Annotated in this window: 20 protein-coding genes, 1 tRNA gene and 1 pseudogene; 11 read left to right on the forward strand and 11 right to left on the reverse strand. The window is 68.8% G+C overall.

What is annotated here, in order from left to right; all coding sequences use genetic code 11:
• Window positions 1-177 precede the first annotated feature (177 nt).
• Entirely contained in the window at window positions 178-672 is a 495-nt protein-coding gene (locus OG959_RS38730) for a S1 RNA-binding domain-containing protein (protein ID WP_442805752.1), read from the reverse strand.
• Window positions 579-2,294, reverse strand: coding sequence for an FG-GAP repeat domain-containing protein (locus OG959_RS20025; RefSeq protein WP_326660313.1), 1,716 nt, complete (start codon window positions 2,292-2,294; stop codon window positions 579-581). The genes OG959_RS38730 and OG959_RS20025 overlap by 94 nt, the downstream gene beginning before the upstream one ends.
• A 465-nt stretch (window positions 2,295-2,759) precedes the next feature.
• Between OG959_RS20025 and OG959_RS20030 the strand changes: the two are divergent.
• Window positions 2,760-3,068, forward strand: a pseudogene (locus OG959_RS20030) (tyrosine-type recombinase/integrase); the annotation flags it as partial.
• A gap of 217 nt (window positions 3,069-3,285) precedes the next feature.
• Here OG959_RS20030 and OG959_RS20035 read toward each other — a convergent pair.
• Window positions 3,286-3,359: transfer RNA gene (locus OG959_RS20035), tRNA-Gly, on the reverse strand.
• Between the two features lie 493 nt (window positions 3,360-3,852).
• Here OG959_RS20035 and dcd point away from each other — a divergent pair.
• A complete protein-coding gene (gene dcd / locus OG959_RS20040; RefSeq protein WP_136326616.1) occupies window positions 3,853-4,428 on the forward strand; it encodes a dCTP deaminase in 576 nt (191 codons plus the stop codon).
• A 6-nt stretch (window positions 4,429-4,434) separates the two neighbouring features.
• Complete coding sequence (locus OG959_RS20045) at window positions 4,435-4,935, forward strand: phosphoribosyltransferase (RefSeq protein ID WP_326660318.1); 501 nt, start codon at window positions 4,435-4,437, stop codon at window positions 4,933-4,935.
• Window positions 4,936-5,004: 69 nt separating this feature from the next.
• Here OG959_RS20045 and OG959_RS20050 read toward each other — a convergent pair whose 3' ends face one another.
• The 4 genes from OG959_RS20050 to OG959_RS20065 form a co-directional block, all read right to left on the reverse strand.
• Entirely contained in the window at window positions 5,005-5,916 is a 912-nt protein-coding gene (locus tag OG959_RS20050) for a Yip1 family protein (RefSeq protein WP_326660320.1), read from the reverse strand.
• A 109-nt stretch (window positions 5,917-6,025) separates the two neighbouring features.
• A complete protein-coding gene (locus OG959_RS20055) occupies window positions 6,026-7,117 on the reverse strand; it encodes an FG-GAP repeat domain-containing protein (RefSeq protein WP_326666497.1) in 1,092 nt (363 codons plus the stop codon).
• Window positions 7,118-7,421: 304 nt separating this feature from the next.
• Window positions 7,422-9,689 carry a (Fe-S)-binding protein gene (locus tag OG959_RS20060; RefSeq protein WP_326660322.1) on the reverse strand — a complete coding sequence of 756 codons (2,268 nt, stop codon included), beginning with the start codon at window positions 9,687-9,689 and terminating at the stop codon, window positions 7,422-7,424.
• Window positions 9,690-9,804: 115 nt separating this feature from the next.
• Entirely contained in the window at window positions 9,805-10,503 is a 699-nt protein-coding gene (locus OG959_RS20065; protein ID WP_326660324.1) for a sugar transferase, read from the reverse strand.
• 381 nt (window positions 10,504-10,884) lie between these two features.
• Between OG959_RS20065 and dnaK the strand changes: the two genes are divergently transcribed.
• The 4 genes from dnaK to OG959_RS20085 all read left to right on the forward strand — a co-directional run bounded on the left by dnaK (window position 10,885) and on the right by OG959_RS20085 (window position 15,111).
• Window positions 10,885-12,744 (forward strand): molecular chaperone DnaK, encoded by a 1,860-nt coding sequence (dnaK, locus tag OG959_RS20070; RefSeq protein WP_326660326.1) that lies wholly within the window; start codon window positions 10,885-10,887, stop codon window positions 12,742-12,744.
• Window positions 12,741-13,406 (forward strand): nucleotide exchange factor GrpE, encoded by a 666-nt coding sequence (gene grpE, locus OG959_RS20075; protein ID WP_326660328.1) that lies wholly within the window; start codon window positions 12,741-12,743, stop codon window positions 13,404-13,406. Before dnaK ends, grpE begins: the two co-directional genes overlap by 4 nt.
• Window positions 13,407-13,475: 69 nt before the next feature.
• A complete protein-coding gene (dnaJ, locus tag OG959_RS20080) occupies window positions 13,476-14,663 on the forward strand; it encodes a molecular chaperone DnaJ (RefSeq protein ID WP_326660330.1) in 1,188 nt (395 codons plus the stop codon).
• 1 nt (window position 14,664) lies between these two features.
• Window positions 14,665-15,111, forward strand: a complete 447-nt coding sequence (locus OG959_RS20085; RefSeq protein ID WP_093899393.1) for a heat shock protein transcriptional repressor HspR — start codon at window positions 14,665-14,667, stop codon at window positions 15,109-15,111.
• Window positions 15,112-15,179: 68 nt separating this feature from the next.
• Here the strand turns inward: OG959_RS20085 and OG959_RS20090 are convergent, their stop codons facing one another.
• The 3 genes from OG959_RS20090 to OG959_RS20100 all read right to left on the reverse strand — a co-directional run bounded on the left by OG959_RS20090 (window position 15,180) and on the right by OG959_RS20100 (window position 18,366).
• On the reverse strand, window positions 15,180-16,190 hold the full coding sequence (locus tag OG959_RS20090) for a helix-turn-helix transcriptional regulator (RefSeq protein ID WP_326660333.1): 1,011 nt from the start codon (window positions 16,188-16,190) through the stop codon (window positions 15,180-15,182).
• The gene (locus OG959_RS20095; protein ID WP_326660335.1) at window positions 16,187-17,167 is read right to left on the reverse strand and encodes a helix-turn-helix transcriptional regulator; all 981 of its coding nucleotides are present in this window, start codon (window positions 17,165-17,167) and stop codon (window positions 16,187-16,189) included. Before OG959_RS20095 ends, OG959_RS20090 begins: the two co-directional genes overlap by 4 nt.
• Window positions 17,168-17,355: 188 nt before the next feature.
• Window positions 17,356-18,366, reverse strand: coding sequence for a helix-turn-helix transcriptional regulator (locus OG959_RS20100; RefSeq protein WP_326660336.1), 1,011 nt, complete (start codon window positions 18,364-18,366; stop codon window positions 17,356-17,358).
• A gap of 83 nt (window positions 18,367-18,449) precedes the next feature.
• Between OG959_RS20100 and OG959_RS20105 the strand changes: the two genes are divergently transcribed.
• The 3 genes from OG959_RS20105 (at window position 18,450) to OG959_RS20115 (ending at window position 20,097) form a co-directional block, all read left to right on the forward strand.
• Window positions 18,450-18,707, forward strand: coding sequence for a hypothetical protein (locus tag OG959_RS20105; protein WP_326660337.1), 258 nt, complete (start codon window positions 18,450-18,452; stop codon window positions 18,705-18,707).
• Window position 18,708: 1 nt separating this feature from the next.
• The gene (locus tag OG959_RS20110; RefSeq protein ID WP_136326604.1) at window positions 18,709-19,029 is read left to right on the forward strand and encodes a (2Fe-2S)-binding protein; all 321 of its coding nucleotides are present in this window, start codon (window positions 18,709-18,711) and stop codon (window positions 19,027-19,029) included.
• Window positions 19,030-19,224: 195 nt separating this feature from the next.
• Window positions 19,225-20,097 (forward strand): hypothetical protein, encoded by an 873-nt coding sequence (locus OG959_RS20115; RefSeq protein ID WP_326660341.1) that lies wholly within the window; start codon window positions 19,225-19,227, stop codon window positions 20,095-20,097.
• Between the two features lie 12 nt (window positions 20,098-20,109).
• Here OG959_RS20115 and OG959_RS20120 read toward each other — a convergent pair whose 3' ends face one another.
• A complete protein-coding gene (locus OG959_RS20120; RefSeq protein ID WP_326660343.1) occupies window positions 20,110-20,514 on the reverse strand; it encodes a pyridoxamine 5'-phosphate oxidase family protein in 405 nt (134 codons plus the stop codon).
• A gap of 188 nt (window positions 20,515-20,702) precedes the next feature.
• Between OG959_RS20120 and clpB the strand changes: the two genes are divergently transcribed.
• Complete coding sequence (clpB, locus tag OG959_RS20125) at window positions 20,703-23,297, forward strand: ATP-dependent chaperone ClpB (RefSeq protein WP_326660344.1); 2,595 nt, start codon at window positions 20,703-20,705, stop codon at window positions 23,295-23,297.
• Window positions 23,298-23,383: the final 86 nt, after the last annotated feature.

Genomic DNA, 23,383 nt, shown 5'->3' on the forward strand with positions numbered 1-23,383 from the left:
GAACTACGTCTCGTGATGCGAGATGCCTGGATAGGTGTTCCCTGGAGTGGGTCGCGAACGGCTCGCGAAACAGCATTCTGTTGCGTCTTAGGGAACGCAGAGGGCGCGGAGCCCTTGGATGGGCTAGACGATAAACAAGGCCCTCTCTGAGAGGCGCATCCGTGCCGGTTCTGCCCACTAGATTGATGTGTCTTTTCGAGGTGTGACTTCGATGTATTTGCGAGCATTAGCGAGGTTCTTCTGGCTGATCAGCGTGTTGGGGTGGGTGTCGCCGAAGACCTGTTCGCATTGTGCGAGGGTGGTCTCGGCGTCGCCGACCTCGATGACGTCCTGCGGCGATTGATCCAGCTCGTCGGTGTGCACGAGCCCTTCGGAGCCGTCCTCCCGGTCTTCGATGCGGACGAAGACGCCGGACGGCACGATCTTGGTGACCGGCCCTGTGACGACCTGGCCGATTCCCCGGCGCGCTCCCGGGAGATGCCGTACGGGGGAGGACCGGGAAGCGGTCTCGAGGGCGAAGGGCTCACCGGCACGCGGCCGGTGAGCCCTTCGGTTGTGGGGGCGGTGGTGGGAGCCGGTCAGAGGACGGCGTTGTACGCGTTCCAGCCGCCGCCGATCCTGCTGCGGGAGGCGAAGGGCGCGGTGGGGCTGCCCGTGCCCTTGTACAGCCAGAGCACTCCGGAGGCGTCACGGGCGGTGGCGTCGGCCTTGCCGTCACCGGTCAGATCCCCGTTGAGGGACAGCTGGTTGTACACCTGCCAGCCCGGCCCGATTTTGACGCGCCTCGCGTACGGGACGGTGGCCTTGCCCGTGCCCTTGTACAGCCAGAGCACTCCCGAGGCGTCGCGCGCGACGAGATCGGGCCGGCCGTCGCCGCTGAGATCGGCGCCCGAGGCGAACTGACGGTAGGTCCCCCAGCCGCCGCCGATCCTGACGCGGGGAGCGAACCGCGCGGCGCCGGTGCTGCCGGTGCCCTTATACAGCCACAGGGTCCCGGAGGCGTCACGGGCCACGAGGTCCGGCCGGCCGTCGTGGTTCACATCGCCCGCGCCGGTGAGCTGGTCGTAGATGTTCCAGCCGCTGCCGACCTTGACGCGGGCAGCGTACGGCTCGCCGTACGGATCGAACTGCCGGTCGTAATACCAGAGATGGCCGGAGCGGTCGCGCGCGACGAGCTCGCCGTGGCCGCGTGTGGCGCCGGCCGGGGTGGCGCCCCGCGGATAGTCCAGGTTCTCGGTCAGCGGTGAGAGGCTGGTGAGCTTGTCGTACGCCTGCCAGCCGCTGCCGATGGGCCTGCGGGAGAGGAAGGGGGCGGCGGAGGTGCCCCTTCCGGAGTACAGGAACAGCTGCCCGGCGGCGTTGCGCGCGAGAAGGTCGTGCCGAGGGAACACCGGGGCGCCTTCGACCGAAAAGGCCCCGGCCTCGTAGACGTTCGGGTCGCCCATGCCACTGCGGGTGTAGATGTCGTACGACGTCTCGGCTTGCAGGCGCCATGCGTGGGTGCCCGGGGCCGGGGTGAGGTCGTAGTTGATGGTGTGGTCGCCGGGTTCCAGGTGGCAGAAGAGGTTGATGAAATTGAGATCGGCCATGAGTTCGGGGGACCTCGTGGCACAGGAGGCGCCAGCGTCGGTGGTGACGTTCCCGAACCGGATGTGCTCGGAGCGCCAGTCGACCTGACCGGGTGCGGTGTCGAAGTGGAGGTTCAGCACCCCGGAGTCGTTGGCGTGCACCCGCAGGCCCTGCCGTACCGTCTGTCCCGCGGGTACGTTCGGCACGTCGAAGTCGACGGTGTTGAGCAGGGCGTGCTTCCGTGACTTGACCACGGCCGTCGACATTCCGGAGGTCGCGGTGGCGGGCCGGACGCCGGCGCTGCGGGCGGCGTCGATGGCCGCGCCGAGGTCTCCGCCCGGGGGGAGGTACGCGTATCCCCGGTAGAGGGCGGTGTCGGTGGCTTCCTTCGACACCACGAACTGCGGCGGCCGTTGGTAGTTGCGCCCCATGTCACACGTGTAGACGGCCTTGTGGTCGGCGATCGCCTGGCATTCGGTGAAACTCATGGTGAGGGATGACGGCCACCCGGCGTGCTCTCCCGTGCCGTCGAGCGGGCCGGTCCCGAAGGCCAGCACCAGGTGCCCTTTGTCCGGTACCTCGCCGGTGATGGTCACATCGGTGAAGGAGACGGCGTCGGGCGGCAAAACCTCGTCCCGGAGGGTGATGCGCGTGCCGTCCTCAGCCATGGCCGGGCCCGAGTTGATGAGGGCTGCGGCCGTGATCAGTCCGGTGGCTGCGCTCATGGCGGCTGCTCGCCGCCACAGTCTTCGATGCATGGAGGTCCTCATCCGGTGCTGGAGCGTGTGGGTCCCGTGGCCGGTGCGCCGGAGCGGTGTGGGTGGCTACGGCGTCACCGGACGACCGTGAGTCGATCTTGGGTGTTCAGAAGATACCGGTGATGTCCCGGCCTGGGCGCGGCCTTCCGCGAGGTGACTGCCGGACAGGTGATCCGGGTGCCGGACAGGCCGGTGTGCATGCCCCCCGGCATCCGCCGTCCGTCGCGGAACATCCGGCTTTGTCGCCGGTCGCCTGCAGGATTGTCCGCGATCGGTAACCGAGGCAGCCCTCGTGCTGCACGTAGGTCCGGCTCTGCCCCCGGTGGGGCTGTTTTCGCACTTGTTTGTTGTCGCGGGGGCTGCGGTCAGCAGCCGTCGGCCGATGGATCGAGGAGACGTACCCGTCGTCGTTTGGCCGGTGTGAATGGCTGCGCCCGGGACAAGGTGGGGCTGCCCGAAGGCTTCCGCTTCTATGACCTCCGGCACACGGGCAACACGCTGGCGGCCGACACCGGTGCCAAGCTCAAGGACCTCATGGTCCGGGCCGGTCAGTCCTCTGAGCGCGCGCAGCTGATCTATCAGCACTCCACCAAGGAACATCAGCGCAGGCTCGCTGCCAACATCGATCTCGATGTACGCCGCCAGCAGGCGGCTATAGGTTCAGGGGGCGGCGGCGCGACCGTTCACCCGCTGGTGCCACGGCCTCCCGGACCGTCCGCCCCACGGGCTGCGCGGCATTGATCGCAAAGGAGTAGACAGTCCGCACCGCGTACGCGACGCAGGCGACTTGGAAGCGATCTCACGATGCGGGACCTGGTGGCGGAGCGCTCGCCCTCATGCGCGGCGGATCCACTATCGATGCAGATGAGAAGGGTCGTTATGGCACGCGAATGGCACGAGCCCTAAAAATGGTCTAGACAACAAACAAGGCCCTGGTCTCCGACCAGGGCCTTCGTCATGGAGCGGGTGACGAGAATCGAACTCGCGCTCTGAGCTTGGGAAGCTCATGTTCTACCATTAAACTACACCCGCGAAACGCACTGGCTGACCAGCGACGCATCGTCCCACACTGTACCCCATGGCGGACCCTCCGAGGCGTGAGCCCTGGCGTGAGGCTCCGGCGGGAGTCCGGCGGGGCGAGTCGGTGGTGGACGGGGGTGTGTTGTGCGGGAGTTGGGGGCGTAGCGTGGGTGGTCGGAGTGCCGCGTGCGGTGGCGTCCTGTTCATCCCCTAATGTGGCTTTCTCGTCCACGGCTTGATGGGGAAGGGACTTGATGGACTCCATGGAGCGCACTGTCGTCCGCTGTGCCGAAGGGCACGTTTTCGCTACCGCCTCGTTCCCGATGCAGCAGCTCGGGTCCGGGCGGATCGGTCCCGGGCGGCTTATCCGCTGTCCTCGTTGCGCCCGGTTGCGGCATGCCGTGCCCGTGGTGTTCGAGGAGCGATAGGGCTTCCGGGAAGATGGCGACAGGCGCGCGGGCGGCCCGATGGGGGCGGGCCCGCGCGTTCTGCGTATCCTCGGTGGGTGCTTCTCTCAGACAAGGACATCCGGGCCGAGATCGACGCCGGACGCGTACGTATTGATCCTTTCGACGCGTCGATGGTGCAGCCGTCGAGCATCGATGTGAGGCTCGACCGCTATTTCCGGGTGTTCGAGAACCACCGCTATCCGCATATCGATCCGGCCGTCGAACAGGCGGATCTGACCCGTACCGTAGAGCCGGACGGGGACGAGGCGTTCATCCTGCACCCCGGGGAGTTCGTGCTCGCGTCCACGTACGAGGTCATCTCGCTGCCCGACGACCTCGCGTCGCGGCTGGAGGGCAAGAGTTCGCTGGGCCGGCTCGGGCTGGTGACGCATTCGACGGCCGGGTTCATCGACCCGGGGTTCTCCGGGCACGTGACCCTGGAGCTGTCGAATCTGGCGACACTGCCGATAAAGCTCTGGCCGGGGATGAAGATCGGTCAGCTGTGCATGTTCCGGCTGAGCTCTCCGTCCGAGTTCCCGTACGGCTCCGAGCGGTACGGGTCGCGGTACCAGGGACAGCGGGGGCCGACGGCTTCGCGTTCGTTCATGAACTTCCACCGGACGCAGGTGTGATGCCCGGTGAGTGACGACGTGCGGGAGAACCTGACGTACGACGGCTTCGGGCACGCCGTGCGGGAGCTGGCGCAGGCCGTGGCCGATGACGGGTACGAGCCGGATGTGGTGCTGTCCATCGCGCGGGGCGGGGTGTTCGTCGCCGGCGGGCTGGCGTACGCGCTGGACTGCAAGAACATTCACCTGGTGAATGTGGAGTTCTACACGGGTGTGGGCACCACGCTGGACATGCCCGTCATGCTGGCGCCCGTGCCCAATGCCATCGATTTCTCGGCGAAGAAGGTCCTTATCGCCGACGATGTCGCCGATACCGGGAAGACGCTGAAGCTGGTGCGCGACTTCTGTGTCGACCACGTCGCCGAGGTGCGCTCCGCCGTGATCTACGAGAAGTCGCATTCGCTCGTGAAGTGCGAGTACGTGTGGAAGAAGACCGATCGCTGGATCAACTTCCCCTGGAGCGTGGAGAAGCCCGTCGTGCGGCGCAGCGGGCAGGTTCTGGACGCCTGACGGACAGACGGACGGAAATGACGAGAGCCCCCGCGCCCCCTTCCAGGGGCGCGGGGGCTCTCGTCATTTCTAGATCGTGCCCAGTTTGAGGATCGAGACCAGGGCCAGCAGCTGGATCGCCGACGCGCCCAGTGCCTTCGGCCACGGCAGGTCGTGCGACTTGCTCACCATCGAGGTGAGCAGGGCAGCGGCCGCCAGCCAGGTGATCCAGCCGAGGATCTGGACCAGGGAGTTCTCGCCGCCCAGGAAGAGCGCGAAGACCAGGCGCGGGGCGTCCGTGATCGACATGATCAGCATGGAGAGGCCCACGGTCGGCTGCCACGCGCCGTCGCCGCCGAGCTGGCGGGCGAGGGTGTGGGTGACCGCCCCGAGCACCAGGCCGCCGAGCACGAAGCCGACGCCCGTGATGATGACGTAGGGGATCGCGTTGCCGACCGGGGCGTTGATCGCGTCGTCGCGGGCCTGGTCGAAGCCGAACAGTGCCAGCAGGCCGTAGAGGAACGTGACGACGAGCGCCGGGCCCCAGACGGGGTAGTCGCGCATCTGCCAGAACGTCGCGGCGGGGCGCGTCACGATGCCGCTCAGCAGCTGCTTCCAGTGCAGGCGCGGGCCCGCGGGCTGGGCCGGGGCCTGGCCGGCGCGGTAGGTGTTGCCGTCGCCGTACGGGTCCTCGTTGATGCTGAAGGCCTGGGTGTGACCGGGGCTGTTCGCGTACGGGTCGCCCTGGTGGGGGTGCTGGGGGTGATGGGGTTGCGGGTAGGGGTCGGCGAAGTACTCGGGCTCGTCGGCCCCGCCGCCCTGGTAGCCGCCACCGTTGTTGTATCCGGCGTTGTGCGGCGCTCCACCACCTCCCGTCGGCGGCCATTGCTGCTGCCCGTACGGCGGTGGTGCCTGATTGCCGTACGGCTGCTGCCGCGGTTGCTGCTGCGCTTGCTGCGGGGTGCGGTTGTCCCGGCCGCGTCCGATCCTGAATCCAGCCACGTAATCGAACGTACCTGGTCCGCAGGGGTCGGGTGGGCGGGGCGGGGGAACTGGGCCGCCTTTGCCGCCTACCTGTGACATCCCCTAAGGGAACCCTGGGGGGCTGTCCTCAGCCCGCTGTGAACAGGGCGCTGGTGAACGTGATCAGCGGGCGGTCCGGCGTCGCCGTCGGGTACAGCGCGATGAGGTCCGCCGTTTCGCCCCGGTGGGTGCGGACCACCGTGTCCGGCTTCCTGTCGCCGTCGAAGTCCGCGTACCGCTGGAGAAGGGTCGTTTCCGCACGGGGTGTGCCGGAGCTGCCCGCGGTCTGGCGCAGTGGTGCCGTCGGGAGGGCCGAGGCCGGGGCGCCGAAGCGGTACGGGCCGCCCGGGCGGCCCGGTCCGTCGGGGCTGCCGAGCAGCAGCGTGCCCTTGCCGGCGGTTCCGGGGTCATGGGGGAGGGCGGTGTACACCAGGTCGTCGTACCCGTCGCCGTTCGTGTCCGTCCGGGGCTCGGGGGCGGAAAGGGCGGGGCCGGCTCCCGGGATCGTGCCGCCGGCGGCGTGCGGGCGGCCGTCGCGGGTGAACGGACCCCGGAGGAAGCTGAACCGGCCCGAGCTCGCCGTCACGGCCAGGTCCGCCTTCCCGTCGCCGTCGAAGTCGCCGCAGACGGGGTGGTCGGGCCACTCGTTGCCGAAGCGGGCCCGGTCCGGGATGCGGAGCGTGACCGCCCTGCCGGTGAGGCCGGCGGGCGAGCCGAACAGGATCTGCAGCGGGACGGGCGGACGGCCGATGCCGTTGTACGGGGGGTCGGTGGCCACGATCAGATCGGTGAATCCGTCCTTGTCCAGATCGCACGACGCCTCGGCGTCGAAGGCCGCCGGGAGGGTGTCGCCGGACTTGGCGGCGTTCGTACGTGCGCTGAGCAGCTGGCGTACCGAGGGGTCGAGGCCGCGGGTGGCGGAGCCGTAGACGATGCCGATCCCGGCGTCGTCGCCGTGGCTGTCGGCCGCCGGTTTCACCAGGTCGTCCAGGACGAGGTCGCGGTGGCCGTCGCCGTTGAAGTCGTCGGGGGTGCGGCTGCCGGTGCCGTGCGGGACGGCGTGGCGCTCGGCGCCCGCCAGGCCGGCCAGGGCGGTGGGCGGGGCGTCGCCGTTCTTGGGGGCCGAGGCGGCGGGGGAGCCCGTGCAGGCCGTCAGCAGGAGGACGCAGGCGCAGCCGATGACCGCGGTGGCCGCCGCGCCGGTGGTCCGTGCGGTTCGTGGTGTGGTTGCCGCGCTGCCGGCTGTCCGGCCGGTGCGCGTCGCCGCTCCCGCTGTCGCCCTTGCGATACGTATCCGCACGGGATACCTCCGAATACGTATCCCCGCAGGAATACCTCGTACGTCGTGGCCGTCCGGGCCGTCTCTTCCGTCCCGGCCGCCCCACATCATGCGCCACCGGAGCCGTAAAGCAGAAGCGGCCGGTCCTGCCCCCGAGGCAGGTCCGGCCGCTTGTGCAACGCGGTGGCGCGGTAACGGTTACCCGTTACTTCACCGGTTCCGGCTCCGGCGCGTCCGCCGTTTCCGGCTCGCCCGCGGGGTCGGCCGGGGTCTTCACGGAGTCGAGCAGCAGCTGCGACACGTCGACCACCTGGATCGACTCCTTCGCCTTGCCGTCGTTCTTCTTGCCGTTGACCGAGTCGGTCAGCATGACGAGGCAGAACGGGCAGGCGGTGGAGACGATGTCCGGGTTGAGGGAGAGGGCTTCGTCGACGCGCTCGTTGTTGATGCGCTTGCCGATCCGCTCCTCCATCCACATCCGGGCACCACCGGCGCCGCAGCAGAAGCCGCGCTCCTTGTGGCGGTGCATCTCCTCGTTCCGCAGACCCGGAACCTTCGCGATGATCTCGCGCGGGGGCGTGTAGATCTTGTTGTGACGGCCCAGGTAGCAGGGGTCGTGGTACGTGATCAGACCCTCGACCGGCGTCACCGGGATCAGCTTGCCCTCGTCCACCAGGTGCTGGAGCAGCTGAGTGTGGTGGATGACCTCGTACTCGCCGCCGAGCTGCGGGTACTCGTTCGCGATGGTGTTGAAGCAGTGCGGGCAGGTGGCGACGATCTTCTTCGTCGCCTTCGCCTTCTTCGTCGAGTCGTCCTCGTCGTCCTCGCCGAACGCCATGTTCAGCATCGCGACGTTCTCCTGGCCGAGCTGCTGGAACAGCGGCTCGTTGCCCAGGCGGCGGGCCGAGTCACCCGTGCACTTCTCGTCGCCGCCCATGATCGCGAACTTGACGCCCGCGATGTGGAGGAGCTCCGCGAAGGCCTTGGTGGTCTTCTTCGCGCGGTCCTCCAGGGCGCCGGCGCAGCCGACCCAGTAGAGGTAGTCGACCTCGGTGAGGTCCTCGACGTCCTTGCCGACGATGGGGACCTCGAAGTCGACCTCCTTGGTCCACTCGACGCGCTGCTTCTTGGCGAGCCCCCAGGGGTTGCCCTTCTTCTCCAGGTTCTTGAGCATCGTGCCCGCCTCGGACGGGAACGCGGACTCGATCATCACCTGGTAGCGGCGCATGTCGACGATGTGGTCGATGTGCTCGATGTCGACCGGGCACTGTTCCACGCACGCACCGCAGGTGGTGCAGGACCAGAGGACGTCCGGGTCGATGACGCCGTTCTCCTCGACCGTGCCGATCAGCGGGCGCTCGGCCTCGGCGAGAGCGGCCGCGGGGACGTCCTTGAGCTGCTCCTCCGTCGCCTTCTCGTTGCCCTCCATGTCCTTGCCGCCGCCGGCCAGCAGGTACGGGGCCTTGGCGTGCGCGTGGTCGCGCAGGGACATGATCAGGAGCTTCGGGGAGAGCGGCTTGCCGGTGTTCCAGGCGGGGCACTGCGACTGGCAGCGGCCGCACTCCGTACACGTGGAGAAGTCGAGGATGCCCTTCCAGGAGAACTGCTCGACCTGGGAGACACCGAAGACGGCGTCCTCGGCCGGGTCCTCCCAGTCAATCTCCTGGCCGCCAGAGGTCATCGGCTGGAGTGCTCCCAGCGCGACCTCGCCGTCGGCGTTCCGCTTGAACCAGATGTTCGGGAAGCCGAGGAAGCGGTGCCAGGCGACACCCATGTTGGTGTTGAGCGAGACCGTGATCATCCAGATCAGCGAGACGCCGATCTTGACCATCGCGGTGAAGTAGATGAGGTTCTGCAGCGTGCCGAGCGCGAGTCCCTTGAAGGCGAGGACCAGCGGGTACGAGACGAAGTACGCGGCCTCGTAGCCGTCGACGTGGTGGATCGCGCCCTCGAGGCCGCGCAGGGTCAGGATCGCCAGGCCGATGACGAGGATGACGTACTCGACGAAGTACGCCTGCCAGGCCTTGGACCCCGCGAACCGCGACTTGCGGCCGGCCCGGGAGGGGAGGTTCAGCAGCCGGATGGCGATCAGCACGAGGATGCCGACCGTCGTCATCAGGCCGATGAACTCGATGTAGAGCTCGAACGGCAGCCATTCACCGATGATCGGCAGCACCCAGTCGGCCTTGAAGAGCTGTCCGTACGCCTGGAGCAGCGTCGGCGGCAGTGTCAGGAAGCCGATCGCGACGAACCAGTGCGCGAAGCCCACGATGCCCCACCGGTTCATCCGGGTGTGGCCGAGGAACTCCTTGACCAGGGTGATCGTGCGCTGCTTGGGGTCGTCGGTGCGGCTGCCTGCCGGTACCGGCTGTCCGAGGCGGACGAACCGGTAGATCTGCGCGACCGCTCGGGCGATGAGCGCAACGCCGACGACGGTCAGCACCAGCGACACGATGATCGCGGCGAGTTGCATTTGGGGGCTCCTCGGGCCTGCGAGGGTGGGATCCAGCGATGTTCGCTGATTACTCAGGTGATGGCTATGCGATTACTAAGCAGTAACTTAATCAGTCTGTGCTGACACTATCCACTTATTCCGCCGTCCTGTAGCCGGGCCGGCGGTGATCTGTGTCGCTCAGGTCTGCCTTGCCGCGCCCGGCGAGGCTCCGGGCCGCCCGGTACAGGGGTGCACCGACGGCCTCCGCGAGGATCGCCAGGTCCAGGCCCGGCCGGTGGTGCTCGGCGTAGTGCTGGTCGAGGAGGTCAGGCTCGTCCCACGGCAGGGCCGAGCGGTGGCGGATCTGGGCCAGGCCGGTCAGGCCGGGCTTCAGTTCCCGCCGCCAGTCTCTCGCACCGGCCGGGCGGCCACGCACGTCGCCCGGCGTGAGCGGGGCCGGGCCGACGAGGGAGAGCTCGCCCCGTACGACGTGGGGGAGCCGGGAGATCACGTGCAGCCGGAGCCGCCGGGTGCGCAGCGACCGCAGGACGAAGGGCCTGCCGTCCGCCCCCAGCCGGGTCGAGCGCGTCAGTACGCCTCCGGAGCCGCGCTGGGCGGCGAGCGTCAGGGCGGCTGCGGCGAGCAGGGGGGCGGCCAGGATCAGGAGGGCCGAGCCGAGTGCCAGGTCCAGGGCGCGTTTCGCGGTGGGGCGGGGCAGGGGTGTCGCGGTCAGGGCCCGCAGGGCGCTCCGCGCGGCCGGGAGGCGGGGTGGCCGCGTCGGCTGCCGGCCGCGGCCCGTGGGCCTCGGTCGCCGCCGGGGTCCGTGAGTCTGCCCTTGCCATTGCGTCTGCATGGTGCGCACCTGCCTGGGTCGGCCGACTGGAGCCGGTGGGTCGTCTGCCGGGGGTCGTGTGCCGGTGGAACATGCGCCGGTGGAACATGCGCGTTTTGTGTGGCTCACGGCATTTTGTGACAGAACGATCCCATGAGGCGATGATGAGGAGGGGCGTGTGACCCGTGGGGCTGGGCAGGTGTCGCCCGTACGCAGGGTCGATTTGCCGCTCATCGACCGTATGCGAACTGTGTCCGCCCTCACGAATGGCGGTGTTCTCGCTGGTGGCGACAGGTGTGTGCACGATAGTTGAGTCGGCTCGACTCAGGTCTGTTGACTCCGGGGCGGGTGTCATGCATCCTTGAGTCAGATCCACTCAAGTAGTCAGTTGGAGGAATTGAAATGGCACGTGCGGTCGGCATCGACCTGGGCACGACTAACTCCGTCGTCAGCGTTCTCGAAGGCGGCGAGCCCACCGTCATCACCAACGCCGAAGGCGCCAGGACCACGCCGTCCGTCGTCGCCTTCGCGAAGAACGGCGAGGTTCTGGTCGGCGAGGTCGCCAAGCGCCAGGCAGTGACGAACGTCGACAGGACGATCCGTTCGGTCAAGCGCCACATGGGCACTGACTGGAAGATCGAGATCGACGGCAAGAGCTTCAACCCGCAGCAGATGAGCGCCTTCATCCTGCAGAAGCTCAAGCGTGACGCCGAGGCGTACCTGGGCGAGAAGGTGGCCGACGCGGTCATCACCGTCCCGGCGTACTTCAACGACTCCGAGCGTCAGGCGACGAAGGAGGCCGGCGAGATCGCGGGCCTGAACGTCCTGCGTATCGTCAACGAGCCGACGGCCGCCGCGCTGGCGTACGGGCTCGACAAGGACGACCAGACGATCCTCGTCTTCGACCTCGGTGGCGGCACCTTCGACGTGTCCCTCCTGGAGATCGGCGACGGCGTCGTCGAGGTGAAGGCCACCAACGGCGACAACCACCTCGGTGGTGACGACTGGGACCAGCGCGTCGTCGACTACCTGGTGAAGCAGTTCGCCAACGGGCACGGCGTGGACCTGTCCAAGGACAAGATGGCTCTCCAGCGTCTCCGCGAGGCCGCGGAGAAGGCGAAGATCGAGCTGTCGTCCTCGACGGAGACCTCGATCAACCTGCCGTACATCACGGCGTCGGCCGAGGGCCCGCTGCACCTGGACGAGAAGCTCACGCGCTCGCAGTTCCAGCAGCTCACCGCTGACCTCCTGGACCGCTGCAAGAACCCGTTCCAGAACGTCATCAAGGACGCGGGCATCCAGCTCTCCGAGATCGACCACGTCGTTCTCGTCGGTGGCTCGACCCGTATGCCGGCCGTCGCCGAGCTCGTCAAGGAGCTCACGGGCGGCCAGGACGCCAACAAGGGTGTGAACCCGGACGAGGTCGTCGCCATCGGCGCCTCGCTCCAGGCCGGTGTCCTCAAGGGCGAGGTCAAGGACGTCCTGCTCCTCGACGTCACCCCGCTGTCCCTCGGTATCGAGACCAAGGGAGGGATCATGACCAAGCTCATCGAGCGCAACACCACGATCCCGACCAAGCGTTCCGAGATCTTCACGACGGCCGAGGACAACCAGCCGTCCGTGCAGATCCAGGTCTACCAGGGCGAGCGCGAGATCGCGGCGTACAACAAGAAGCTCGGGATGTTCGAGCTGACCGGTCTGCCGCCGGCCCCGCGCGGTGTGCCGCAGATCGAGGTCGCGTTCGACATCGACGCCAACGGCATCATGCACGTCGCTGCCAAGGACCTCGGCACCGGCAAGGAGCAGAAGATGACCGTCACCGGTGGCTCCTCGCTGCCGAAGGACGAGGTCAACCGGATGCGCGAAGAGGCCGAGCAGTACGCGGACGAGGACCACCGCCGTCGCGAGGCCGCCGAGTCCCGCAACCAGGGTGAGCAGCTCGTCTACCAGACGGAGAAGTTCCTCAAGGACAACGAGGACAAGGTCCCCGGTGACGTGAAGACGGAGGTGGAGACCGCGCTCACCGAGCTGAAGGAGAAGCTCAAGGGCGAGGACACCGCCGAGATCCGCACGGCCACCGAGAAGGTTGCGGCCGTCTCCCAGAAGCTGGGCCAGGCGATGTACGCCAACGCCCAGGCCGAGGGCGGCCCGCAGGGCGACGCGCAGCCGGGTGCCGAGCAGGCGCAGGGCGACGCCCAGGACGATGTCGTCGACGCCGAGATCGTCGACGACGAGAAGGACTCCAAGGGCGGTGCGGCGTGACCGAGGAGACTCCGGGCTTCGAGGAGAAGCCCGACGTCCCCTCCGGCGCCACCCCTGACGACGCCGAGCCGAAGGCCGCCACCCCCTCTTCGGAGGAGGCGGCGGCCCCGGCCGGGGACGCGAACCAGACGGACGCGAACCGGACGACGGCACTGACCGCTCAGCTGGACCAGGTCCGCACCGCGCTCTCCGAGCGCACGGGCGACCTCCAGCGGCTCCAGGCCGAGTACCAGAACTACCGCCGCCGCGTGGAGCGGGACCGGGTCACGGTCAAGGAGATCGCCGTCGCGGGTCTCCTGTCCGAGCTCCTGCCCGTGCTCGACGACGTCGGCCGGGCCCGTGAGCACGGTGAGCTCGTGGGCGGGTTCAAGTCGGTGGCCGAATCGCTGGAGACGGTCGTCGCCAAGCTCGGACTTCAGCAGTTCGGCAAGGAGGGCGAGCCCTTCGACCCGACGATCCACGAGGCCCTGATGCACTCGTACGCGCCGGACGTCACGGAGACGACCTGCGTGGCGATCCTGCAGCCCGGGTACCGGATCGGCGAGCGCACCATCCGCCCCGCGCGGGTGGCGGTGGCCGAACCCCAGCCGGGGGCGACCCCCGCGGCCGCGAAGGAAGAGAAGGCAGACGACGAGGAGAGCGGTGGCGGCGAGGAGGTCTGACATCCCGTCCGACCACTTGGCAGCACACCACCCGGCCACCCGGCCGGGCGTCCGGAAGGAGGGACGTCGATGAGTACGAAGGACTTCGTCGAGAAGGACTACTACAAGGTTCTCGGCGTCCCGAAGGACGCCACGGACGCCGAGATCAAGAAGGCGTACCGGAAGCTCGCCCGCGAGTTCCATCCGGACGCCAACAAGGGCGACGACAAGGCGGAGGAGCGCTTCAAGGAGATCTCCGAGGCGAACGACATCCTCGGTGACACCAAGAAGCGCAAGGAGTACGACGAGGCGCGCGCCCTCTTCGGCAACGGTGGCTTCCGCGCCGGACCCGGCGGCGCCCAGGGCAACTTCAACTTCGACCTGGGGGACCTCTTCGGAGGTGCCCCGGGCGGGGGCCAGCAGGGCGGCGCCGGCGGTTTCGGCGGCGGCGGCCTGGGAGATGTCTTCGGCGGCCTCTTCAACCGGGGCGGCACCACCGGCACCCGGGTGCAGCCGCGCCGCGGTCAGGACATCGAGTCCGAGGTGACGCTCAGCTTCACCGAGGCGGTCGACGGGGCCACGGTCCCGCTGCGGATGTCCAGCCAGGCGCCCTGCAAGGCGTGCTCCGGCACCGGCGACAAGAACGGCACCCCCAGGGTCTGCCCGACCTGCGTCGGCACCGGCCAGGTCTCGCGCGGCAGCGGCGGCGGCTTCTCGCTCACCGATCCCTGCGTGGACTGCAAGGGCCGGGGCCTCATCGCCCAGGACCCCTGCGAGGTCTGCAAGGGCAGCGGCCGGGCGAAGTCCTCCCGCACCATGCAGGTCAGGATCCCGGCGGGCGTCCTCGACGGCCAGCGGATCCGGCTGCGCGGCAAGGGAGCCCCGGGCGAGCGCGGCGGACCGGCCGGCGACCTCTACGTCGTCGTCCACGTCGACGCCCACCCGGTCTTCGGCCGCAAGGGCGACAACCTCACGGTCACCGTGCCCGTCACCTTCACGGAGGCGGCGCTCGGCGGTGAGGTGAAGGTCCCCACGCTCGGCGGGCCGCCCGTCACCCTGAAGCTTCCGGCCGGTACGCCGGGCGGGCGCACCATGCGGGCCCGGGGCAAGGGCGCGGTCCGTAAGGACGGCACCCGCGGCGACCTGCTGGTCACCGTCGAGGTGACGGTCCCCACGGACCTGGGCACCGACGCCCGGGACGCGTTGGAGGCCTACCGGAAGGCGACCGCGGACCAGGACCCGCGGGCGGAGCTGTTCCAGGCAGCGAAGGGAGCTTGAGGTGGACGGCCGACGACGCAATCCGTACGAACTCACCGATGAATCCCCGGTGTACGTGATCTCGATCGCGGCCCAGCTCTCGGGCCTGCATCCGCAGACGCTGCGCCAGTACGACCGCCTCGGCCTCGTCTCGCCCGACCGTACGGCCGGACGCGGACGGCGCTACTCGGCCCGTGACATCGAGCTGCTGCGCACCGTGCAGCAGCTGTCGCAGGACGAGGGCATCAACCTGGCCGGCATCAAGCGCATCATCGAACTGGAGAACCAGGTCGCAGCGCTCCAGCAGCGCGTCGCCGAGCTCTCGGCGGCCGTGGACGGGGCGGCGGTGGCCATGCAGCAGCGCGAGGCCCAGGTGCACGCCTCGTACCGGCGCGACCTGGTGCCGTATCAGGACGTGCAGCAGACCAGCGCGTTGGTGGTCTGGCGGCCGAAGCGGCCGAAGGACTGAAGGACTGCGCTTCCGTACGGGATTCCCTGCCCGGGAAGCCCGTACGCGGAGTCTTGACGAGGAGCCCGTCACCCCGGAACGCCGGGGGTGGCGGGCTCCTCCGTCGTGCGCGGCGCCGCGGGCTCGGCGATGCCGGAGTGGACGAGGAGCGCGCCGAGGTGGGTGCGGCTGGTGGCGCCGAGGGTCTGCATGAGCTTGGAGATGTGGGCGCGGCAGGTGCGGACGCTGATGCCGAGTGTGCGGGCGACGGCCTCGTCCTGGTTTCCCTCGGTCAGGAGGCGGGCGATGCTGTGCTGGACGGCGGTGACGGGGGTGCCGGGCAGGGCGGTGGGGAGCTGCTGGGCGAAGGGGGTGGCCTGGGCCCAGAGTGTTTCGTACATCCGGGCGAGGAAGGTGACCAGCGCGGGGTGGCGGATCTCCAGGGCGACGCTGCGGTCGGGTTCGGCGGGGAGGTAGGCGACCGTGCGGTCGAAGATCATGAGGACTTCGATGGCCTGTTCCATGGTGCGGACCTGGAGGAGGCCGCTCGGCAGCTGTCCCACGTACGCCTTGAGGGCCGGGCTGTAGCGCGCGGAGTGCTGGTAGATGTGCCGCACCTGAACGCCTCGCTCCACTGTGGGCAGCGTGCCTGACAGGGCCAGTTGAAGATCCTCTCGTGACCGGGTGCTGCCGGGCTGAAGGGTGAGGATCTCGTCACGCACGTCGCGCGCTGATTCGTTGATGGACGCCTGGACTGTCGAGCGGCCCTTGAGCACGGTGATGGCGAGGTGAGGTACGCGGTGGTCGAAGGAGACCAGCGGGGCCAGGGCCTTGACCAGGTGGTCGGAGGCCCGTACCTGATCCAGGAGCCCTTGGGCGATGGGGTGCAGCAGGTGCGCGAGGGCTGCTGACGGCGGCACGGGGCGCAGAAAGCGGCTGTCGAGCGGATCGGGTACGAGGAGTGCGTTCTCGCTGAGGCAGGGCAGCGGCGTGGCGGCGGTCCGGGAGACGCGGCCGGTGGCCCATGCCTCGGAGTAGAGGCTCATCGCCGCGTCGCACACGGCGCGGTCGCTGTGCTCGTGCGGAGGCGCCACCGTCATGCCGGAGTGCGATCGGCGAATCCGGACTGGGCGAGGAGGGCACCCAGTTGGGTCCGGCTGGTGGCTTTGAAGGTCTGCATGAGTTTGGCGATGTGGGTACGGCAGGTGCGGACGCTGATGCCGAGTTTGCGGGCCACCACCTGATCGGTGTGACCCTCGACGAGGAGGCGCGCGATGCTGAGCTGGACCGCGGTGACGGCGGCGCCCGGAGGAGGCGGCTGCAGCGGTTCGGTGAGTGGGGTGGCCTCGGCCCACAGGACCTCGTACACCTGGATCAGGTATCGGACGAGCGCCGGGTGACGGATCTCCAGGGCCACGTCGCGCCTGGGGTTGGCGGGGATGAAGGCCACGGTGCGGTCGAAGATGAAGAGCCGTTCGACGGTCTGCTCGATGGTGCGGACCTGGATATGACCGGGTGGCACCTCGGCCAGATAGGTCTTGAGCTCCGGGCTGTAGCGCGCCGGGTGCTGGTATATGTGGCGCAGGGTGGCGCCGCGGTCGACCGTGGACAAGGCGCGTGCCAGCGCCTTCCTGAGTTGTTCGGCCGGGCGGCTGCTCCCCGGCTGCAGGGTGAGGATTTCCTCCTGCGCATCTTCCAGGGCGTTCTGGATGGCCGTCTCGATCAGCGGGATGCCTTCGAGGACGGTGATGGAGAGGTTGGGATCGGTGCTGGCGACAGAAGCCAGGGGAGCCAGCGAGTCCGCGAGCGCGGCGGAGAGCCTGATGCGCTCGTGAATCTCCCGTATGACGGGCTGCAGCAGGTGGGCGAGGGCCGCGGACGGCGGCACCGGCCGGATCCATTCGTCGTCCTGGGGGTCCGGGTGCACGAGTGCCAACTCGAGCAGGCACGGTGCGGGCTGCAGTGCTGACCGGGGTATTCGGCCTGCGCGGAGGGCTTCGGTGTACACCGTGACGGCCGCGTCGCACAGGTGGCGGGTCCCGTGCGCATGCACCGGTGTGTCCTCATCCCTGCCCATTCGTGCCCCCCCACTTTTGGCAGTGCATCAAGATGACGGTGGTGGAAGCGTAGCCCTGGGGCCAGTGTGGACCTGTCGGGGGAGCCGGGAACTCCCCCGGCGGATCAGAAGGGCGCGGCCACGCTTCTCCCCCGTTGCGTGGCCGCGCCTGCGGCCCGGGGGTGGGGATCTGCTGGGGCCGTTCCCGGTCAGGAGTCCTGATCAAGGATTCCTGACCGGGCTATCAGGTAGCCGAGTTGGGCGCGGCTGGTGCTGCCCAGCACGCCGGACAGCTTGGCGACGTGAGCTCGGCAGGTGCGGACGTTCATGCCGAGCCGGCGGGCTATCGAATCGTCCACATGGCCCTCGACGAGAAGTTGGGCGATGGAGCGCTGGACGCCGCTGATGCCCTTGGGAGCCGGGTTGTACGGCAGCGCGCCCAGCAGGGGCGATGCGCGATTCCAGAGCTGCTCGAACACGGTGATCAAATACTCGACCAGTCCGGGATGGCGCAGTTCGAGGGCTATCTGGTCGTCGTTGCTGGCAGGAATGAACGCTACGGTGCGGTCGAAGACGATCAGGCGCGCGATGAGTTCTTCGAGCGTCCGGATCTCCACTTTGCCCTCGGCCATGCGTTCCGCGTAGGCGAGGGTGCCCTGGCTGTGCCGGACGGTGTGCTGGTACAGGGTGCGCATCCCGACTCCCCGGTCCACCACCAGTAGTCCGCGCTCCAGGCCTTCCCGCAGGCGGTCCTCACCGCGATCTCCTCCCGGCTGGACGGTGAGGACCTCGGTGCGGCATTCAGCGGTGGCCAGGTCCAGTGCGGCGTTGATGCGATGCTTCCCCTCCAGCACGGTGATTGCATGGGTGATGGGGGGATCCTGTGCGCTGATGTCCATGAACGGTTCGAATGATTCGGCCAGTTCGAGGGACCGGCGTCGGCGTTCCTGGATTTCGCGCTCGATGGGGTGGAGTCGCTGCGCGAGTGCGGCGGATGGCGGAAGAGGGCGCAGCCAGTCGGGGTCGTCAGGATCCGGATGCAGGAGGGCGAAGTCCATCAGACAGGGGGCTGGAGCGACTTCGGCTCGGGATATGCGCCCTGAACGCAGCGCGCTGGCGTAGAGGTGTGCTCCGTCGGCGCACAGTTCGGTGATCCCGTGACGATGTGTCTCTTCTGCCTCGTTTGTTGCCATATCTACACCCCCCAGGTTCCTGAACATGCAGGAACATGATGCATCGACTCGGTGGTGTTCGTGTGCCCAGGTGAGACATCGTCTTAGGTGCGGGGGAGAAGAATCCACAAGTGAGGACGAAGCCGACTATGTATAAGCGAATGCTTCGCTCGGCGCTTGCCGTCTCATTCGTCGCGGCAATGGGCTTTGCCGTCCTGGCGAGCGGCGATGAGATCAGCTGGAGCGCCGAGGCGGCAGCCGGGCCCGGCGAGATCAGCTGGAGCGTCGAGGCTGCGAGCTCACCCGGTGAGATCAGCTGGTTTGCCCAGACGCCGAAGGCGGCTGGTGAGATCAGTTGGGCACACGTTTCCGACCGCGTGAGCGCCTGACATGACCACGCCGCCGGACGACCGGACCTTCCGGCGTGAGATGGCAACCGCCTATCGCTCAGGGTGGCATTTCATCGACCTCGTCACGGCACTCCCCCACCGTGGTGATTCGTTGATGGTCACTCTGTTCGGTGACCCGGTCGTCGTCGCCCGTGAGGACGACGGTGAACTCCGCGCCTACCGGTGCCTCCGCAAGCCGCGCGGAGCGCCGCAGCCCGTGCGGTGCGCCATCCGGTACGACATGATCTTTGTGAACCTCGCTCAGCGTGACCACCAGCTGTTCGAGCCCGAAACCATCTCCGCCACCCCCCGCAGTGCCTGAGCGATCCCCCGTCGTTCCACGTCGCTCAGACACTCCCCCACACAACGGCGCCACCGTGACCTGAACACGGTGGCGCCGTTGTGCTTCTCCCGGAGACATTCCGGTCGGAGCGGCACAGAAGGTGTCGAAATTCGCCTCTGTGTGGGTAGGGGACACGGTCCTCCATGCTCCGCCCTTCCACCACAAGGGTCATTCATGAGCGGACACAAGGTCGACAAACAGCCCGGCCGGCGCGGAGGTGACGGCGATGCCGCCTACCTCGACAAGACGTTGCTCCACCGCGAGGTGGAGGTCTCCTTCGACGACTCGGTGAACGGGAAGGCTTTTCTGGCGGTGCTGCTGAGGGCCGCCGCCGTGGCGTTCGGCGTGCTTCTCCTCTTCGGCTTCGCCGGGCTCATCACCCTGGCCGGCGATCCGCGGAGCGGCCTCGGGATCATGGGCATCGGCCTGCAGATCGCCATGATCGCCTTCGTCGCGGTCTTCCTGGCGTCGAGGATCGCCGAACCGGTCGGGGAGTGGCGGGTGCTGCTGGCCGGCCGGGCGACGCACGCCGAATCCGCGTACGCCGAGATCGCGAGGGTCGTGCAGGAGCGCCGGCTGCCGGTGGTGCCGGTGTTCCGCCGTATCCGCGGCGGGGGCGAGCACTCCCGGGTGACCCATCGGATGGTGCTCCAGGACGGGAGTTACGTCGCGTACCTCTCGGTGTTCGCCTACGGCACCAGCCTCTATCTGGGCTGGGTGATGTGGCGCAACCGGCGCGGCACCGAGCTCGTCGGGCAGTTCGTCTCCGACTTCGTCCGGGGCCTCGGCGGCACCGACATGGAGAAGGTCATGATGCGGACCGAGCCGCCGCGCGCCCTGCGGGAGGCGCTGCACGCCGCCGCCCGGGAGGGCATGTACGCCGCCGTCGACGGACGCACGGTCGCCGTCGGACCGGTCTTCCCGCACGGTCTCCCGCAGATCGAGGAGGAGGCCGCGGCCTCCCTCCCGGTCCAGGCGCAGGCACCCACGCCCATGGCGCCGCCGCCCGTGCCGCCGCGCCGGCCCTGGGCGGGGGGCGGCAGCTGACGACGTGCGCGGTCAGCCGTGGCCGAGCGCCCGGTCCAGGCTGATCTCGATGGCGACGCGGTCCGGGTTGGGCGAGGGCGTGCGCGCGTAGCGCTCCATGTGGCGGCGTACCGCCGTCTCGACCCTGTCCTGCTCCGTACGCACCCTGGCGACGCCCTCCAGGGTCGCCCAGCGGGCCCGGTGCACCTGGCAGGCCGCGACGCGGGCGCCGTCCGGGCCCGCGGCCAGGATGTTGGCGACCTTGCGGCTGTTCTTGTTGGTGATGATGCGGGCGAGGCCGGCCTCGGGGTCGTACGTCACGCACACCGGGACCACGTGCGGGGTGCCGTCCGGGCGGGGCGTCGTGAGGGTGCACAGATGGGACTCGCGCCAGAAGGCGAGGTACTCCGGGCCGGGATTGCGTACGTCTACTGCCATGGCGCCAGCGTAGGCAGTCCAGGGGCCGGCTGGGGTGGCGGGCGGGGGGAGCGGCCGGTTCACTCGGAACGGAAGAGGGGCCGGGAGGGTGCCCGTTTTTGCCTTGAGTGGAATAGACTCAACTTTGTGCACGTTGATCGTGTCAGTAGTGAGGACGGACCAGTCATCGCAAGGAGGAGAGCGCACACGTGGACGCCGAGCTGACCAACAGGAGCAGGGACGCCATCAACGCGGCCACCAGCAGGGCCGTGAAGGACGGGCATCCCGATCTGACCCCGGGGCATCTGCTGCTGGCGCTGCTCTCGGGCGAGGACAACGAGAATCTCGTCGATCTGCTGGCGGCCGTCGAGGCCGACCAGGTCGCCATCCGCACCGGGACCGAACGGCTCCTGGCCGCCCAGCCCAGCGTGACCGGGTCGACCGTCGCGCCGCCGCAGCCCAACCGCGAACTGCTCGCCGTCATCGCCGACGCCGCCCAGCGGGCGAAGGAGCTCGGCGACGACTACATCTCCACCGAGCACCTGCTCATCGGCATCGCGGCGAAGGGCGGCCGCGCCGGTGAGATCCTCGACGGGCAGGGCGCCAGTGCGAAGAGGCTGCTGGACGCATTCGAGAAGAGCAGGGGAGGGCGCCGGGTGAGCACACCCGACCCGGAGGGCCAGTACAAGGCCCTGGAGAAATTCGGTACGGACTTCACCGCGGCCGCGCGTGACGGCAAGCTCGACCCGGTCATCGGGCGCGACCAGGAGATCCGCCGCGTCGTCCAGGTGCTGTCACGCCGCACCAAGAACAACCCGGTGCTCATCGGTGAGCCCGGCGTCGGCAAGACCGCCGTCGTCGAAGGGCTCGCCCAGCGCATCGTCAAGGGCGACGTCCCCGAATCCCTGAAGAACAAGCGGCTCGTCTCGCTGGACCTGGGCGCCATGGTCGCGGGCGCGAAGTACCGCGGCGAGTTCGAGGAACGGCTGAAGACCGTCCTCTCCGAGATCAAGGAGAGCGACGGCCAGATCATCACGTTCATCGACGAGCTGCACACCGTCGTCGGCGCGGGCGCCGGAGGCGACTCCGCCATGGACGCGGGCAACATGCTCAAGCCCATGCTGGCCCGCGGCGAGCTGCGGATGGTCGGCGCCACCACACTGGACGAGTACCGCGAGCGGATCGAGAAGGACCCCGCCCTGGAGCGCCGCTTCCAGCAGGTGCTCGTGGCCGAACCGTCCGTCGAGGACACCATCGCGATCCTGCGCGGGCTCAAGGGCCGCTACGAGGCCCACCACAAGGTGCAGATCGCGGACGCCTCCCTGGTCGCCGCCGCCACGCTCTCCGACCGCTACATCACCTCCCGCTTCCTCCCCGACAAGGCCATCGACCTCGTCGACGAGGCGGCCTCCCGGCTGCGCATGGAGATCGACTCCTCACCCGTCGAGATCGACGAACTCCAGCGGTCCGTCGACCGGTTGCACATGGAGGAGCTGGCCCTCAAGAACGAGACCGACCCCGCGTCCAGGCAGCGGCTGGAGAAGCTGCGCCGCGACCTCGCCGACAAGGAGGAGGAGCTGCGCGGTCTCAACGCCCGCTGGGACAAGGAGAAGCAGGGCCTGGAACGCGTCGGTGACCTCAAGGAGCGCCTTGACGAACTGCACGGCCAGGCCGAACGGGCCCAGCGCGACGGCGACTTCGACACCGCCTCCAAGCTGCTGTACGGGGAGATCCCGGGCCTGGAGCGGGAGCTGGCCGAGGCGGCCGAGGCCGAGCAGGAGGCCGCGAAGGAGCCCAAGGAGACCCTGGTCAAGGACGAGGTCGGACCCGACGACATCGCCGATGTCGTAGGCGCCTGGACCGGCATCCCGGCCGGCCGGCTGCTGGAGGGCGAGACCCAGAAGCTGCTGCGCATGGAGGAGGAGCTGGGCCGGCGCCTCATCGGGCAGACCGAGGCCGTGCAGGCCGTCTCGGACGCGGTACGCCGCACCCGGGCCGGTATCGCAGACCCCGACCGGCCCACCGGATCGTTCCTCTTCCTCGGCCCGACCGGTGTCGGCAAGACCGAGCTGGCGAAGGCGCTCGCCGACTTCCTCTTCGACGACGAGCGGGCCATGGTCCGCATCGACATGAGCGAGTACGGCGAGAAGCACAGCGTGGCCCGGCTGGTCGGCGCCCCGCCCGGGTACGTCGGCTACGAGGAGGGCGGCCAGCTCACGGAGGCGGTCCGCCGCCGCCCGTACAGCGTCGTCCTGCTGGACGAGGTGGAGAAGGCGCACCCCGAGGTCTTCGACATCCTGCTCCAGGTCCTCGACGACGGCCGGCTCACCGACGGACAGGGCCGGACGGTGGATTTCCGCAACACCATCCTGATCCTGACGTCCAACCTCGGCAGCCAGTACCTGGTCGACCCGCTGACCAAGCCCGAGGAGAAGAAGAGCCAGGTCCTGGACGTCGTGCGGGCCTCCTTCAAGCCGGAGTTCCTCAACCGGCTCGACGACCTGGTCGTCTTCTCAGCTCTGTCCGGGGACGAGCTCGCGCACATCGCGGGGCTTCAGATCGACCGCCTCGCCAAGCGGCTGGCGGACCGGAGGCTCACCCTCGACGTCACCCCGGCCGCCTTGGCCTGGCTGGCCGAGGAGGGCAACGACCCGGCCTACGGTGCCCGGCCGCTGCGCCGCCTCATCCAGACGGCGATCGGCGACCGGCTCGCGAAGAAGATCATCGCGGGCGAGATCACGGACGGCGACACGGTCCGCGTCGACCGGGCCGGTGACGGTCTGACCGTCGGCGCGGCGGCCTGACCGGCGCGCCACAGCCCCTCTGCGGCCCCGGTCCCCACCGGCTGGATATCAGCTTGTGGCGGATCGGGGCCGTCCGGGCTTGCCAT

Source organism: Streptomyces sp. NBC_00385 (assembly GCF_035917155.1).
In the GTDB taxonomy this organism is placed as follows: Bacteria; Actinomycetota; Actinomycetes; order Streptomycetales; family Streptomycetaceae; genus Streptomyces; species Streptomyces poriferorum.